Source organism: Defluviimonas sp. D31, assembly GCF_033436765.1.
GTDB lineage: Bacteria > Pseudomonadota > Alphaproteobacteria > Rhodobacterales > Rhodobacteraceae > Albidovulum.
The window spans coordinates 1-14322 of the sequence record NZ_JAWQFN010000008.1 but is presented as its reverse complement, the minus strand read 5'-3'; the positions used below and the strand labels follow the sequence as shown (position 1 = coordinate 14322).

Sequence of the window (14322 nt, the reverse complement as noted above, 5' to 3'; positions counted from 1 at the left end):
CTCGATGCTCTGGTCCCCCGATATCCATTCGAGTGCAGAGGCACGGCGGCAGGCACGGCGACGCCTGCCGTGGATGGTTTTCGACTATATCGACGGGGCCGCCGGTGAAGAACATGGCGTGGCGCTGAACCGCGCCGCGCTCCGTGACATAAGGCTGCGCGCCCGCGTGCTCGTCGATGTGAGCCGCCGCGACCTCGGCGTGACACTGTCCGGCGAAACCGTCGATCGACCTTTCGGGATCAGCCCGATGGGCATGTGCAACCTTGCGGCACCGGGCGCCGATCTGATGCTGGCACGGCTCGCGGCGCGCCACCAGGTACCGCTCGGGGTCTCCACCGTCGCCTCTACGCCCCTGGAGACGATGATCGAGACCGCCGAGGGCCATGCCTGGTTCCAGCTCTATTTCAGTGGCGACGGCAGCGGCACAATGAAGCTTGTCGACCGTGCCGAGGCCGCCGGCTACAAGACCCTCGTCCTGACCCTCGACGTGCCCGAAGTGGCCCGGCGCCCGCGCGAACTGCGCCACGGCTTCACGATGCCGTTCCGCATCGGGCCGCGCCAGTTCGTCGACTTCGCCCTGCATCCCCGATGGTCGCTGACCATGCTCGTCAAAGGCAAGCCGGGCATGGCGAATTTCCAACGCCCGGGCTTTACCTTCGACCGAACGGAAAGCCGCGCAAAGGCGGACTGGTCCTATCTGGCCCGCCTGCGCGATCGCTGGACCGGCAAGCTCGTGGTCAAGGGTGTGCTCGACGTGGAAGATGCCCAAGAACTCAAGCGCGCCGGCGTGGATGCAATTCAGGTCTCAAGTCATGGTGGCCGTCAGCTTGACAGTGCCTTGCCGCCGATCCTCGCGTTGCAGAACATACGCCGTGCCCTCGGCCCGGAGTTCCCTCTCTATTTCGACAGCGGCATCAGATCGGGCGAAGATGTCGTCAAAACCTATGCGGTGGGCGCCGATTTCGTGTTTCTCGGACGAATTCTGCTTTTCGCAATTGCGGCGAAAGGGGAAGCCGGACTGCACAGCCTTTGGAACGCGCTTGCTGAAGAAGCCAGCGTGACACTGGCGCAGATCGGTCGTACGGGACTGACGTCGCTTGAAGGGGGCCTTGCGCAACCAGATTCCGGCTAATCTCGCGCTGCGGCGCTGTCAAACGACCTCCATTCAAAGGTGGTCTGGCTACGAGTCAAGAACGAGTCGCGGTCCTGAACGGCTTCACCGCGCTCGGCACACCTGTCACAGAGGTTGCGGGATAAGTCTGTCCGGGGAAAGGGGAAGCCTGACTGTCACTCGATTTGTGCGACAGAGCCTATCGGGGCTGGTCTTGAACCACGTGAAGGGGCTGCGTTGGGTCATGGCGAACGCTGCCGAGCCCCTTTTCCCGCCTCAAGCGGGGTTTATCTGAAAGTGCCCGCACAAGTAGTCGCCGGCAGGGCGTCAACCTAACGAGCGGCCGCCTCCCTCCAGAAACCAGTCGTCGGAGTAAGGATACCACCAGTCCTGGAGTGCCGGCTTGTGGTCGATGATGACCATCTTCGTACGCCGAAATGCGTCAATCCCCTGCCTCCCGAGTTCGCGCCCGAGTCCCGAAGCCTTCCAGCCGCCGAAGGGCAGTGCGTCGTTGTCGATGAGTGGATTGTTGACCCAGACCATACCGGCCTCCAGCCGTTCGGCTGCTTCCATCGCCTCTTCAAGGCTGGTGGTAAAGACTGATGCGCCAAGCCCGAAGGGGGAGGCGTTCGCGCGCGAGACGGCCTCGTCAAAGTCACGCACGCGGACGACGGCGGCAACCGGACCAAAGCATTCCGACTGCAGAAGTGCCATGCCCTCGTTGCAGCCCGTCAGGATCGTCGGCTCGTAGAACCAGCCCCGGCTCAGTTCGGGCGGAACGCGTCCGCCGGTGACGACCTCCGCGCCCTTCGCGACCGCATCCGCAACCAACCCCGCGACCCGGTCGCGCGCGGCCTCGGAGACAAGCGGGCCGATTTCGGACTTCGAGAGGCCATTGCCAATCCTTAGCGCGCGCGTCTTTTCCGCGAAAGCTTCGACGAAGGCGTCATGTACGGCATCGACCACATAGAACCGCTCCGCCGAGGTGCAGACCTGCCCCGAGAGGTGGAACGCCGCCGTGACCGCGCCGGCGGTGGCGACGTCGATCGGCGCGCTTTCGCAGATGATCATCGGATCGCTACCGCCCGCCTCGATCACCGCGGGCTTCATCGCGGCGGCGGCGGCCATGCCAACCGCTTTGCCCGCCGCGACCGATCCGGTAAAGGCGACCGCGTGGGTGCGGGGCGAGGCGATGAGCGCTTCGGCCAGCGTCGCCCCGCCCGGCAGGCAGGCGACGAGTCCCTCAGGCAATCCCCGGAAGCATTTCATGAATTCGAGCGTCGACAGCGTCGTTGCGGGCGCCGGCTTTACGATGCAGCCGTTGCCGGCGGCGATCGACGCCGCGACCGTCCAGCACATGAGAAGCACAGGGAAGTTGAACGGCATGATATGGACCGACACGCCGAGCGGTTCATAGCGGGCGTACTGAAACGATCCGGCTTGCGTCGTGCCTGCGACCTTACCCGCCTCGTCCCGAGCCATTTCCGCGTAGTAGCGGAAGATCGGTGCGCAGTTCGCAATCTCGCCGATGGCCTCTGGGTAGGGCTTGCCCATCTCGCGGCTCATCAGGATCGCGGCGCGCCTGTGATCCGTCGTCTCGATCACGTTGGCCAGATCGTGCAAGACCTTCGCGCGCGACTTGGAGTCGATCCGCTTCCACCTGGCCTGTGCAGCGGTAACAGCATCGAGTGCTGCCGATGTCTCGCTCTCGTCGGCCTCGGTACTATGGCCTACGACCTCCAGCGTCGCGGGATCAATGACGTCGCGCGGTACGCCCGCCATTGGGCGGAAATCGGGATTCACGAAGCAAGCGGGTCTTGCGGGGTCGAAATCCATTCTGGCCTCAGCGGATCATGTAGACTTTCTTGATCGTCTCGTGGACGGTGCAGGTGCCCTTCCAGTCCTGCGGGAAGAAGGCGGCCGTGTCGGGCGTAATCTCGATCACCTCGCCGCTTTCGTGCACATAGGTACTGCGACCTTCGAGGAAGTGGCAGAACTCGTCGCGGGTGACATGGCAGAACCACTTGCCGGGCGTGCAGATCCAGAGGCCGCATTCGCTCGATCCGTCGGGGTTGCGCGAGATGAGCCGACCCGAGACCCGCGATTCTCCCTCGATCATCGTCGGGACGACGCCCCAGTCGACGAGGTCTGTCTGGTCCAGCGGTTTGCGCATCAAAGGTGTGGTGGTCATGGGACTCCTAGCGGCTCATGAAAGCCTTGGTGGCGGTTTCGGTGACGATGCAGAGGCCGGTCCAGCCGGCGGGGAAGAAGACCATCGCGCCGGGGGCGATGGAGATCTCCTGCCCGTCATCGGCGACATAACGGCCCTTGCCCGCGACGAAGTAGCAGAACTCGTCCGAGGGGATGGTGACGCGCCGCTTGCCGGGCGTGCAGGACCAGAGGCCGCATTCGCTCGACCCGTCAGGGTTGGCATGCATCACCTTGCCCGAGAGATGCGGCGCGCCTTCGATCACGTTATTGCTCGGGCCCCAGTCGTCGAGCGTGACTTCGGTAGCGTCGGGCCAGTTGGGGGTTGTCATTTGTCGGCCTCGCGATCGGAAAGGTAGTAGGTGTTGCGCATGGTCGCGTGCACCTCGCATTCCCCCGTCCAGCCCGCGGGAAACATCACGGCGGTGCCCGGCGTGACCTCGATCACCTCGCCCGTATCGGAGCGGTAGGTGGCCCGGCCGGCGACGAAATGGCAGAACTCGTCGCGCGGGATGGAGAGCCGCCAGCGCCCCGGCGTGCAGACCCAGATGCCGATTTCGGGCCGGTTCCCCGGCCCCTTGTGGACGAGTTTGCCCGAGGATCGCGAGGCGCCCGAAATCGCGTCCGGCTGGGCGCCCCAGTCGACGAGGTCTGCCCGGGTAGAGGCGTCATGAAAATGCGGTGCCGAGCTCACTTCGCGAGCCCTTCTAGAAGCTTCGCGGCCTTGGCCGGACCGCTCTGGGATTGCATATGCTTTGATGTCGCGGCGAGCTTCGCCGCCATCGCCTTGTCGGTCAGGCAGGTCTCGATCTTCGCCAGTAGCTCGGCATCGGTCCAGTCGTAGCGCGGCATCTTGAAGCCGTGGCCGGTTTCCTGGACCCGCGTGGCGTTGTCATGGCCGTCCCAGACATAGGGCATGATGATCGCGGGCTTGCCGAAGTAGAGGCATTCGGTGAAAGAATTGTTGCCCCCGTGATGGATCACCGCGTCGACCTGTGGAATGACAGAGGGCTGCGGAAACCAGCCCGCCACATGGACATTGCCCGGCAGGTCGGAATACTCAGCCGCATAGTCGCCGATATTGACCAGCGCACGATAGGGCGAAGACGCGAGCGCGGCGATGATCCGCTTGAGAAGGTCGGTGTCGCCCGCGCCGAGCGAGCCGAACGAGACATAAAGAAGCGGGCCGTCATTGTTCTTCGCGAAGGTCGGGACTTCGTATGGCTCCTCCTTCCTGACGCAGCCTTCGAGATACTGAAAACGCGCTGCGTCCAAAGGTTCGTTTCGGTGGAATTTCACCGGCTCGGGATAGAGGAGCAGGTTGAGGTAGGGCGAGGCTTCGAAGAACTGGCCGACCGGATAGGCGTCCTCGCCGCATTCGGCGAGAAAAGCGTTGAAGTCATCGTGGATCGGTTTGATGACCTCGTTGAAGCGGTCACGAAAGGCCTTGTGACAGGTAAAGTCCTTCTCGCCGCAGCCCGACAGGTGCGGGGGAATGCCCTCGTCCTCGATCTCGTTTTCCGAGCAGGAGATGACGCGGACCCAGGGTACGCCGTATTGCTTGATTGCGGGAAACAGGATCACGTTGTCGACGGCGATCACGTCGGGCTTTACCTTTGCCAGCACGCCCGGGAGATCCTTCTGTGCCCATTTCGCACTGTCGACGATCGCCTCCCAGCAGTCCTTCACGTAGTTGTCGATCTGGTCGATAGGTGCCTTGCGGAAGTTCGGGATGTGGCCGTTGATGAAGTCCTCCCAGAACTTCGCCATCTGCTCGGGGGGCATCGGTTCCGACAAGGCCACGGGATGCGCCTCGAACCCGTAGCCCTGGTAGACCTCGACGAAACCCGGATCGGAGAGGAACACCGCTTTGTGGCCGAGCGCCTCGACCGCCTGAGCGATGCCGACGGAATTCAGTGCCGGGCCAAAGGCGGCTTCGGGGAAGAAGGCGAAGGTTTTTTGGGCCATGATTGTCTCCCTGTTCTAATCGTTGAAATGGCGTGTGTCGGCCTCGTTCCAACCGAGCGTGACGATATCGCCCTCGGCGACGGGACGCCGGTCGGCAGCGTTGGCGGTCAGACGGACGAGAAGCGGTTTCGGTGACAGCGGGGTTGCGACGTGAAGCTGCAGGTCGAGCCCGTGATAGGCGCGTGCCGTGACCCGGCCCTCGACCGTGCGATCGGCCCGGTCGGGGAAGAGATGTAAGCGCTCAGGCCGGACAGCGAGCGTGCGGCCGCCTTCCTCTATGAAGTTCATCACGCCGATGAAGTCGGCGGCGAAGCGGTTTGCTGGGTGCTCGTAGACCTCGTGCGGTGTGCCGCATTGCAGAAGCCGCCCGTCCTTCAGGATCGCCACGCGGTCCGCCATGACCAGCGCCTCCTCCTGGTCGTGGGTCACGACGATGAAGGTGATGCCGACTTCGTGCTGGAGCCGCTTGAGTTCGAGTTGCATCGCCGCGCGGAGCTTCTTGTCGAGCGCGCCCAGAGGTTCGTCAAGCAGGAGAAGACGCGGCCGTTTGACCAGTGCCCGCGCGAGCGCAACGCGTTGCCTTTGGCCGCCCGACAGCTGGTCGGGTTTTCGCCTTGCCATCGGCGCAAGCTCGGTGATCTCCATGATCTCAGCCACGCGCGAAGCGATTTCCGACCGGGGCAGGCGCTCCATCTCCAGCCCGTAGGCGATGTTCCCCTCGACCGTCATATGCGGGAAGAGCGCATAGCTCTGGAACATAAGGTTCACCGGCCGCCGGTTCGGCGGAACGCGCGAGATATCGGCGCCGTCGAGGTGGATCGCGCCCGCATCCGGCGTCTCAAACCCCGCGAGCATCCTGAGAAGCGTGGTCTTGCCCGACCCGGAGGCACCAAGAAGCGCGAAGAACTCGTTCTCCATGATGTCGAGCGACAGCCGGTCGACCGCCGTCACGGCGCCGAAGCGTTTGCTCACGTCGTCGATCGACAAAAGCGCGGTCACGGCGCGAGCACCCCCTTGTTGAGCCGTTGCGACAGGGTCAGCGCGGTGACCGAGACGATCATCACGAGCGTCGCGAGCGCGTTGATCTCGGGCGTCACGCCGAAGCGGATCATCGCGAAGATCTGCATCGGCAGGGTGGTGGAGGCGCGGCCCGCCCCGGCGGTGAAGAAGGCGATGATGAACTCGTCGACCGACAGCGTGAACGCCAGAAGCGCGCCGGCGATGACGGCGGGCAGGATCAGAGGCAGCGTTACCCGGCGGAAGGTGGTGAAGGCGGGCGCGCCGAGATCGGCCGAGGCCTCCGTCACCGACCAGTCGAAGCTCTTCAGCCGCGCCCGCACGACAGCCGAGACGAAGGCGAGGTTGAAGACGACATGGGAGAGGATGATCGTGTGCAGCCCCATCGGCACCTTCAGGAGTGAGAAGAAACTGAGAAGCGCGATGGCGAGCACGATGTCGGGAATGATCATCGGCGCGAAGACCAGGGCCTCCAGCGCCCGCCCCTTCCGTCTGCGCGTCTCGATCCCGAGCGCGAGGAGGGTTCCCAGAACCGCGGCGATGGCGGTCGAGATCACCGCGACGATCAGCGTGTTGATTGCGGCGGAAAGGATGTCGCGGTTCGCCATCAGCGCGCTGTACCACTTGACCGAAAAGCCGGTCCAGGCGGTTGGCATCCCGCCCTCGTTGAAGCTGAGCGCGACGAGGGTCACGATCGGAATGTAGAGGAAGGCGAAGACCGCGACGAGAAGCGCCGCGAGGCTGCGGCGGGTGGCGGGCGAACGATCAGCCATTGGCGCCCTCCCGCCTCTCGCCCGCGCCCTTCTCGGCGGCGATGGCCTGGAGCGTCAGAAGCCCCATCATGATCGCGATCAGCACCATCGAGATCGCCGCGCCGAAGGGCCAGTCGTTCGCGGTCAGGAACTGCGCGTAGATCAGGTTGCCCATCATCTGGAACCGCCCGCCGCCGAGAAGGGCAGGGGTGATGAAGTTGCCGACCGAGAGGACGAACACAAAGACCGCGCCGGCAGCAATCCCCGGCAGCGTCATCGGCAGGATCACCCTTCGGAACGTGGTGAAGGCCGAGGCGCCGAGATCGCGCGACGCCTCGGCAAGCTCCGGGTTCAGCCGCGCGAGTGGTGCGTAGCAAGCGAGGATAACGAACGGCAGGTAGTTGTAGACGAGCCCGGTGATGACCGCGCCTTCGGTGTAAAGCATCGAGGGTGGCTCGCCCTCGTACCCCAGCATCCGCAGTGCTTGGGTGATCAGCCCCTCGCGGTTCAGAAGCACGATCCAGGCATAGGTGCGGATAAGGTAGTTCGACCAGAAGGGCAGGACGGCGAGGAAGAGCAGGAGCGGCTGGCGATGGCGTGGCGCGGCGGCGATGGCATAGGCGGCGGCATAGCCGATGACAACGGCGATCAGGGTCGCCAGTCCGGCAATCCGCGCCGAGGTCAGGAAGATCCCGGCATAGAGCGGATCGATGATCAGCGCGAAATTTTCCAACGTGAACGTGTAATCGATCCCGCCGTAAAGTCCGCGCCGGAAGAAGCCGAGCGCGAGGATCAGCCCGCAGGGAACGACCATCAGCGCCGTCAGCCACAGAAGGGCCGGCGCCATAAGGAGGGTCGAGCGGGTATTTGGGCTTTGCACGCGACAGGTCTTTTCGGGAAAGGGTGCGGGGCCGGACGGCCCCGCCTTTCAGGTCACTGCGCGGCCTTGATCGCGCTGACGGCCTTGGCATAGGCGCGGCTCGCCTCGCCCACGTCGCGAAGCTGTTCCAGCGCGACCAGGTCGGCCGGCGCCATGCCCATGTTGGGATAGGTCGCGGCCATGTCGGGCGACAAGCTCTCCATCGCGGGCTTGTTCGGCACCTTGTAGAGGATGTTCTCGGCCGCCCAGGCATGGTTCTTGGCGTCGAGGATGTAGTTGATGAACTTGAATGCGCCGTCCTTGTTCCCGGACGCCTTCATCACCACCATCGTGTCGACCCAGAGGTCGGAGCCCTCGGACGGGATCATGAACTTGATCGCCGGGTTCTCGGCAATGCCGTAGTTGCACCAGCCATCCCACGCATGAACCAGTGTCGCCTCGCCGGAGACGAGCTTCGAATAGAAGGTCGTGTCGTCGAAGGCGAGCATGGTCTTCTTCGCCTCGATCAGGTCGGCCTCGACCTCGTCGAGCTTGGCCTGGTCAGTTTCATTGACTGATAAGCCGTGTGCAAGCAACCCGGCGGCCAGAAGCCAGCGGTCGGTGCCGAGAAGCGTGACCTTGCCCACCTGAGCCTCGGCCGGGTGGAGAAGGTCGTTCCAAGACGTCGGCTCGGGCGAGACGAGGTCAGAGCGGTAGCAAAGGCCCGTCGTGCCCCAGGCATAGGGCACCGAGAAGGTGTTGCCCGGATCGTGCGGCAATGCGGCCGCCTCGGGAAAGAGATTGACGAGATTCGGCACCTTGCCCGCGTCGATCGGCTCCAAGAGGTCAAGGTTGTGCAGAACTTCTGCGAAGGGTGAGGAGACGAACACGACGTCGTAACCGGCGCCGCCCGACGCGATCAGCTTACCCATGATTTCTTCGTTGGTGGCATGGACGACCATCTCGGCGGCCTCACCGGTTTCACTTGTGAAGGCCGTGACCGCGTCCGGCGCCATGTAGCCATCCCAGTTCGAGATCACCAGTTCGGCCGATGCCGGGCCGGCGGCGGCAAGACCAGTGGCGGCCACGCCGGCTAGCAACAGCCGAAAATGAGGGTTCTGTTGTGTCATTTCAGGTCCTCTTCTGTTGGATGCTGACCGAAGTCGGTCTGTATTATTTTTGCATTTAGAACCGATACTGGACGACCTTTGGCTGATCGCCTTGACCGGATAGTATTATTCAGTGAAAAAATACGTCAATATCCTAGGCGGCGGGGATGCCGCCCTACGAGATGGAAGGATGATGCAGAGAACCGGCAGCAGAACCCCTTCGTCACGACCGCGCCAGAACCATCTGGATCTCGCACGCCGAATTCTCGATGTCGCGCGTGAACGGGGGATGGGGCCCGGCGCGCACCTTCCCGAACAGTTCCTCGCCACGCAGTGCAACGTCTCGCGTACGCCCGTCCGCGCGGCGCTGAAGCTCCTGACGAAACAAGGTCTTGTCGAACACGAGACAGATCAGGGCTACCGTCTCGCCAACGGAGTGTCCCTCGCCGGCGCCTTTGCCGAGCCGCTGCCCGACCCCGAGGAGGCCGAGCTTGCCGCCCGCATCATTCGCGACCGCGCCGCCCGCCGCCTGGACGAGACCGTGACGGTGGGCGAGGTCATGCGCCGCTATGCCTCCGATCGCCGAACAGTCCTCAAGGCGCTCGGCACCTTGGCTGAGGATGGTCTCGTTTCGCGCGCGCCAGGCCAGTCCTGGGTCTTCGCCAAACTTCCCGACAGTCCTGAGTCGCAGTCCGACAGCCTCGATTTCCGGCTGATTCTCGAACCTGCTGCCTTGACGACACCGGGATTCGCGCTCGATCAGGATCGGGCCGCCGCGCTGCGCCGCGCAATGGTGACGCTTCTGGCGGAACCCGACGACCGCCTCGATGGCAACCGTTTTCGCCGGCTGGACCTCGAGTTTCACATGCTGATCGCGCGCGGAGCATCGAACCGCTACGTCAGCGGGGTGCTCGTTGCCCATCACCGCCTACGCGGCTTGCCTGGCGCAGTGGTGAGCAGCAATGTCGTGCGGCTCAGGCAGGCTATGCACGAGCACCTCCAGATCCTCGATCATCTGGAAAGCGGTCAGGTCATGGTCGCGGCCGACCTGCTGCGCGTCCACCTGCGCCTGTCGCGCAGCCAACGGCCAAGGGCCGCGAACCGCGGCGTGCCGCCGCTTGCCATCCGCACCACTCCACACGAGCGATGACGGAATGAACGTCGGCCCCACCATCGCGCTTTTTCCCGAGGCAAGCTTCGGCGCCGCTCTGAACTGCGTCGGCATCGCGCGGGCTTTGAAGGCGCGCGGAGCGAGGCCGGTCTTCATCTGCCACGCGGGGTTTTCCGGCGTCTTCGCGGAATACGGCTTTCAGGAATACCATTTGCCGCTGGCCGACGCATCTGCGCCGGAAACCTACTGGCAGGATTTCATCAGCCGCCACCAGCCTCATTTCAATCTCGACCCCGACGACCAGATCGAAACCTATGTCGCCCCCACATGGGACGCGATCGTCGAGACCGCAGAACAAGCCGAGGCGCCGCTGTTCGCGCTGTTGCAAAGGCTCAGACCCGATACGGTCGTTCTCGACAACGTTGTGATGTTTCCCGCGATCCTGCGTGCGGGCTGTCCCTGGGTGCGGGTGATCTCCTGCGCTGAAACCGAGCTGCCGGATCCGAATGTTCCGCCATACTTGTCCGGTCTTCCGGGGGATGACAAAGAGCAATGGCGGGCCTTCAAAGACCGCTACAATGCCGCGGTCGGGCCTGTCCATGCCCGGTTCAACAGTTTCCGCACCCGTCATGGCCTGCCGCCGCTCGACGAGGGCCTGTTCCTCGAGCCCTCGCCCTGGCACAATCTTCTGCTGGCCCCCTCGATCCTGCGTCATGACCGGCAAGTCCCGCTGGACACTGCGCGCTTCACCTTCCTCGAGGGATGCGTCCGGCAGGAAGCGCCTTACAACGTTCCGGAATTCGCGACGGGCGAGGGGCCGCTGATCTATGTCTCTTTCGGCAGCCTTGGTGCATTGGATACCGACCTCATAAAGCGACTGATCGCCGTGTTCGCCGAGTTTCCTGCCCGTTTCCTCGTCAATGTCGGCGCATTCCGGGACGCCTATCGCGCGGTACCTGACAATATCATTCTCGATCAGTGGTTCCCGCAGCCAAGTGTCGTGGCCAAGGCGGATCTCTTCATCCACCACGGCGGCAACAACAGCTTCTGCGAAGCGCTATATTGCGGTGTGCCGTCGCTCATCATGCCTTATTGCTGGGACGGGCACGACAACGCCCGCCGTGCTGTTGAAACCGGGACAGGCAGGTGGCTCCATCGTGCGCATTGGACGACGAACGAACTGGTGGCGGTGATGCGATCGGCACTCGAAGATACGTTGATGCGCGAGACGCTGAAGGAAAACGCCCGCCGCATGGTCCCTGAAAACGGCGTCGATCTGGCGGCGGACCAGATAATTGCGGTAGCGCTTCGGGGGCGCGAAGGCGCCGCCCCGATGATTGTCTGACGTCAGCGCCCACCGGACAGATTTCGGCGTTTGAGCGACGGAGGATCTCCGGTTCATCGAAGCCATTATGGAGCGAAGATGAACAAGAGATCCGGAACATCAAAGGACGCCGCTGACAGGCTGGTCAGGGGCATCAAGCGCAAGACCCGCAAGCATTACTCGGCCGACGAGAATATCAGGATCGGGGGTGCTGGCAGACAAATGCGAACCAGTCTCCATAAGGACAGCAGACCTGTCCTTATGCCGCGCAAAGACCGCGCCACTCGGTGAGAGCGGCGGCTCGGTTGGCCTTTAAGAGGTGTCGGCTGGAGAGGCTGCGTTCCGTGTTGAAGAGGTTGTAGACTGAGGCGTGGACGGCCGCGAACTTCTGTAAAGTTGGCATACGCCGAAAGCGGAGCATGGCGCGTTCCCTTCGTCGGAATGGCAGGTGCGAATTCTCCGCGCGGTTGTTCACCCACCGCCCCGTTTCCTGGCGGTCGACCGCGCCGAGATCCCTCAAAGCAGCGCCATAGGACCGGAGCTTGTCCGTCACGAAGACGTCGGCCCGTCCATGCTTCTTCATTGTTTTCTTGAGGAATTTCAATGCAGCCTTCTTGTCCCGCGTCTTCGTGACGAAGCTTTCCAAGACCTCGCCCTCGTGATCGACAGCGCGCCAGAGGTAGTGCCGTTCGCCGTTGATCTTCACGAAGATCTCGTCGAGATGCCACTGTCAGCGGCTCGATTTCATGCCCTCGATCCGGCGCTTCCGGATCTCCGCGGCGAAAATCGGGCCGAAGCGATGCCACCAAAACCGGACCGCCTCGTGGCTCACGTCGATGCCGCGCTCGTGCAGCAGATCCTCGACATTTCTCAGCGAGAGCGGGAAACGAACGTAGAGCATCACCGCCAGTCGGATGATCTCCTCGCTCGTCTTGAAGTATTTGAACGGGCTGGGTTTGGTCATGCTCGGACGCTACCCAGCCCCCTGCCGCGCCTCAAGCCAAGTTGCTCTGACAATGCCCAGCAAGAAACTCAACGCTTTGGCCTTCGACGAGATTTCGCTTCACTTGAACCCGTGTGTCCGCTCCTGAAACTAAGTGATGCGAAATTAGACAGGCACGTATTTCAATGAAAACGGTGCCCAGATGTTTCTCCAGGGGCGCGCCTCTTCCAGTTCATAGGCCAGTTCATATAGAAGTCGGTCTTGCCCTTCTGCAGCAATGAAGTGTGAACCTATCGGAATACCCAAGTCTGAACTCCAAGAGAGCGGTACGGACATGGCCGGGCATCCAGAGAAGTTGATTGGCGATGTGAATTTCAGACGCGCCGCAACATATTGAGACAACTCATCAGAAAACAATTCGTCAGGAGTATGCTCGTACAACGGGGGTACCACCACGGGTGCAACTGGTGCCAGAAGAACGTCAAATTGCTCAAAAATCCCGGCGAACACGGGCACCAAATTGTCGAGGAACGCACGGCCCTCCGCGATTTCTTCTGGCGAAATTTTTGCTGATGCCTCGATATTGGACGCCAGAAACCGCGTCAGCAGACCCGACTCCATGACCGATTTCCCAGTGGCCCCCTCGACTGCTGATTTGAGGGCGCCGAGCTTGCCACCAAAGAAATTTGAATAGGCGTCGGCCATTACATTTGCGTCGACGGGCCAGGGCGTTTCTTCCACTGCATGACCAAGGTTTTGCATCAGGAGCGCCACCTTGCGCTGAGACTCCAAAATCTCCGGCTCCGTTGTTATCAATTTACCATCGTCAACAACCAGTCCGACTTTCAGCCGTCGGCCAGACGGCCCTGAGACGAAGCCCACTGGCGGGAATGGATCACCTGACAGAGATTCCGTAAGAGAAAAAGCAAGTGCGCTGTCGCGGACCGTGCGGCTCAGCATTTGGTTTGTTTTTGCGACATCGTGAGTGCCGTTTGCTTCACCGGACCGCATACGCCTGCGGCTCGGTTTCATGCCGAAAATGCCAGTCGCTGAAGGTGGAAGCCGATTGGACCCTGCGCCGTCTGTTCCATGCGCCATCGGTACAACCCCGGCCGCAACCGCGACAGCAGATCCACCACTTGAAGAAAAAACCGAATAGTCCGGGTTCCACGGGTTTTTGGTGGCCCCGAAGACATCATTGTTTGTAATGATGAAACTTGCCAATTCAGGCACGTTTGTTTGGCCAAGTATGTTGAACCCAGCGGCTTCGACACCGTCAACATATTCTACGTTACGCTCTGGAACGTTATTCAACATGAACCGTGACCCGTCCGTACGGGGCAAACCACCGATGTCGATCATGTCCTTCATCAGGATTGGAACACCGGCGAAGGGAGCATCAAGCGGGATTGTGTCAGCCTTCAAGCGGGCTCGGTCGAAGGCCGAGTTTGTCATGAAATTCAGCGCTGGGTTCATGACTTCGATCCTGCGGATGAACGTCTCGACCAGTTCTGCTTGAGTAAATTCACGAGCGCGCAAACGCTCCGCGAGCCCCGTCGCATCTTCGTCGATCAGTTCATCCATGCGACGCGTTTGTGCGACCGCTGCAATTGGCCGCATACTAATAACAGACGCCGCGGCAGCGGACCCCTTTAAAAATGATCTACGAGTTTGTCCAACCATTGGGATCACTCCTTGCACTTTTGGCCGATCTTTCCCAAGAGGTTCGCGTCCGGCGTCATGGTGCCGTCAGCAACGCTCCCTTGCAACGCTTTTCGGGGTGGTGTCAGACCAATTCGAACCCGTCTCCACGAGGGCAGGATCGCTGTCCCTTATGACGCGCCGAGGCCGCGCCACTCGGCGAGAGCAGCGGCGCGGTTCTTCTTGAAATTTACCCTCGAGTAGAAGCTGCGCTCCGAG

Annotated in this window: 13 protein-coding genes and 1 pseudogene; 3 read left to right on the top strand and 11 right to left on the bottom strand. The window is 62.3% G+C overall.

Annotated elements, in window-relative coordinates:
• Positions 1 to 4 precede the first annotated feature (4 nt).
• Positions 5 to 1132, top strand: coding sequence for an alpha-hydroxy acid oxidase (locus R5H32_RS14330; protein WP_318339371.1), 1128 nt, complete (start codon positions 5 to 7; stop codon positions 1130 to 1132).
• Between the two features lie 306 nt (positions 1133 to 1438).
• On the opposite strand, the gene R5H32_RS14325 is transcribed toward R5H32_RS14330, so the two are convergent.
• The 9 genes from R5H32_RS14325 to R5H32_RS14285 form a co-directional block, all read right to left on the bottom strand.
• Complete coding sequence (locus tag R5H32_RS14325) at positions 1439 to 2893, bottom strand: aldehyde dehydrogenase family protein (protein WP_318339370.1); 1455 nt, start codon at positions 2891 to 2893, stop codon at positions 1439 to 1441.
• Between the two features lie 61 nt (positions 2894 to 2954).
• Positions 2955 to 3302 carry a cupin domain-containing protein gene (locus tag R5H32_RS14320; RefSeq protein ID WP_318339369.1) on the bottom strand — a complete coding sequence of 116 codons (348 nt, stop codon included), beginning with the start codon at positions 3300 to 3302 and terminating at the stop codon, positions 2955 to 2957.
• Between the two features lie 7 nt (positions 3303 to 3309).
• Positions 3310 to 3651, bottom strand: coding sequence for a cupin domain-containing protein (locus tag R5H32_RS14315; RefSeq protein ID WP_318339368.1), 342 nt, complete (start codon positions 3649 to 3651; stop codon positions 3310 to 3312).
• Positions 3648 to 4013 (bottom strand): cupin domain-containing protein, encoded by a 366-nt coding sequence (locus R5H32_RS14310; protein WP_264772902.1) that lies wholly within the window; start codon positions 4011 to 4013, stop codon positions 3648 to 3650. The genes R5H32_RS14315 and R5H32_RS14310 overlap by 4 nt, the downstream gene beginning before the upstream one ends.
• On the bottom strand, positions 4010 to 5287 hold the full coding sequence (locus R5H32_RS14305; protein WP_318339367.1) for a glycosyltransferase: 1278 nt from the start codon (positions 5285 to 5287) through the stop codon (positions 4010 to 4012). Before R5H32_RS14305 ends, R5H32_RS14310 begins: the two co-directional genes overlap by 4 nt.
• A 15-nt stretch (positions 5288 to 5302) precedes the next feature.
• Positions 5303 to 6286 carry an ABC transporter ATP-binding protein gene (locus R5H32_RS14300; protein WP_318339366.1) on the bottom strand — a complete coding sequence of 328 codons (984 nt, stop codon included), beginning with the start codon at positions 6284 to 6286 and terminating at the stop codon, positions 5303 to 5305.
• Positions 6283 to 7077, bottom strand: a complete 795-nt coding sequence (locus R5H32_RS14295) for an ABC transporter permease (protein ID WP_318339365.1) — start codon at positions 7075 to 7077, stop codon at positions 6283 to 6285. Before R5H32_RS14295 ends, R5H32_RS14300 begins: the two co-directional genes overlap by 4 nt.
• On the bottom strand, positions 7070 to 7903 hold the full coding sequence (locus R5H32_RS14290) for an ABC transporter permease (protein WP_318339364.1): 834 nt from the start codon (positions 7901 to 7903) through the stop codon (positions 7070 to 7072). The genes R5H32_RS14295 and R5H32_RS14290 overlap by 8 nt, the downstream gene beginning before the upstream one ends.
• An 86-nt stretch (positions 7904 to 7989) precedes the next feature.
• Positions 7990 to 9015 carry a spermidine/putrescine ABC transporter substrate-binding protein gene (locus R5H32_RS14285; protein ID WP_318339363.1) on the bottom strand — a complete coding sequence of 342 codons (1026 nt, stop codon included), beginning with the start codon at positions 9013 to 9015 and terminating at the stop codon, positions 7990 to 7992.
• A gap of 202 nt (positions 9016 to 9217) precedes the next feature.
• Between R5H32_RS14285 and R5H32_RS14280 the strand changes: the two genes are divergently transcribed.
• Positions 9218 to 10174, top strand: coding sequence for a GntR family transcriptional regulator (locus tag R5H32_RS14280; protein ID WP_318339362.1), 957 nt, complete (start codon positions 9218 to 9220; stop codon positions 10172 to 10174).
• Positions 10175 to 10178: 4 nt separating this feature from the next.
• Positions 10179 to 11480 (top strand): glycosyltransferase, encoded by a 1302-nt coding sequence (locus R5H32_RS14275; RefSeq protein WP_318339361.1) that lies wholly within the window; start codon positions 10179 to 10181, stop codon positions 11478 to 11480.
• 238 nt (positions 11481 to 11718) lie between these two features.
• Here R5H32_RS14275 and R5H32_RS14270 read toward each other — a convergent pair.
• Positions 11719 to 12423: pseudogene (locus R5H32_RS14270) on the bottom strand (IS6 family transposase).
• Positions 12424 to 12567: 144 nt separating this feature from the next.
• Entirely contained in the window at positions 12568 to 13986 is a 1419-nt protein-coding gene (locus R5H32_RS14265) for an amidase family protein (protein WP_318339360.1), read from the bottom strand.
• Positions 13987 to 14322: the final 336 nt, after the last annotated feature.

What these genes read in the sequence shown, in the direction of transcription:
- R5H32_RS14295 (WP_318339365.1), bottom strand. Translation starts at nt 7,077, where the DNA reads ATGGCTGATCGTTCGCCCGCCACCCGCCGCAGCCTCGCGGCGCTTCTC.
- R5H32_RS14320 (WP_318339369.1), bottom strand. Translation starts at nt 3,302, where the DNA reads ATGACCACCACACCTTTGATGCGCAAACCGCTGGACCAGACAGACCTC.
- R5H32_RS14280 (WP_318339362.1), top strand. Translation starts at nt 9,218, where the DNA reads ATGCAGAGAACCGGCAGCAGAACCCCTTCGTCACGACCGCGCCAGAAC.
- R5H32_RS14325 (WP_318339370.1), bottom strand. Translation starts at nt 2,893, where the DNA reads ATGGCGGGCGTACCGCGCGACGTCATTGATCCCGCGACGCTGGAGGTC.
- R5H32_RS14265 (WP_318339360.1), bottom strand. Translation starts at nt 13,986, where the DNA reads ATGGATGAACTGATCGACGAAGATGCGACGGGGCTCGCGGAGCGTTTG.
- R5H32_RS14290 (WP_318339364.1), bottom strand. Translation starts at nt 7,903, where the DNA reads ATGGCGCCGGCCCTTCTGTGGCTGACGGCGCTGATGGTCGTTCCCTGC.
- R5H32_RS14305 (WP_318339367.1), bottom strand. Translation starts at nt 5,287, where the DNA reads ATGGCCCAAAAAACCTTCGCCTTCTTCCCCGAAGCCGCCTTTGGCCCG.
- R5H32_RS14275 (WP_318339361.1), top strand. Translation starts at nt 10,179, where the DNA reads ATGAACGTCGGCCCCACCATCGCGCTTTTTCCCGAGGCAAGCTTCGGC.
- R5H32_RS14330 (WP_318339371.1), top strand. Translation starts at nt 5, where the DNA reads ATGCTCTGGTCCCCCGATATCCATTCGAGTGCAGAGGCACGGCGGCAG.
- R5H32_RS14315 (WP_318339368.1), bottom strand. Translation starts at nt 3,651, where the DNA reads ATGACAACCCCCAACTGGCCCGACGCTACCGAAGTCACGCTCGACGAC.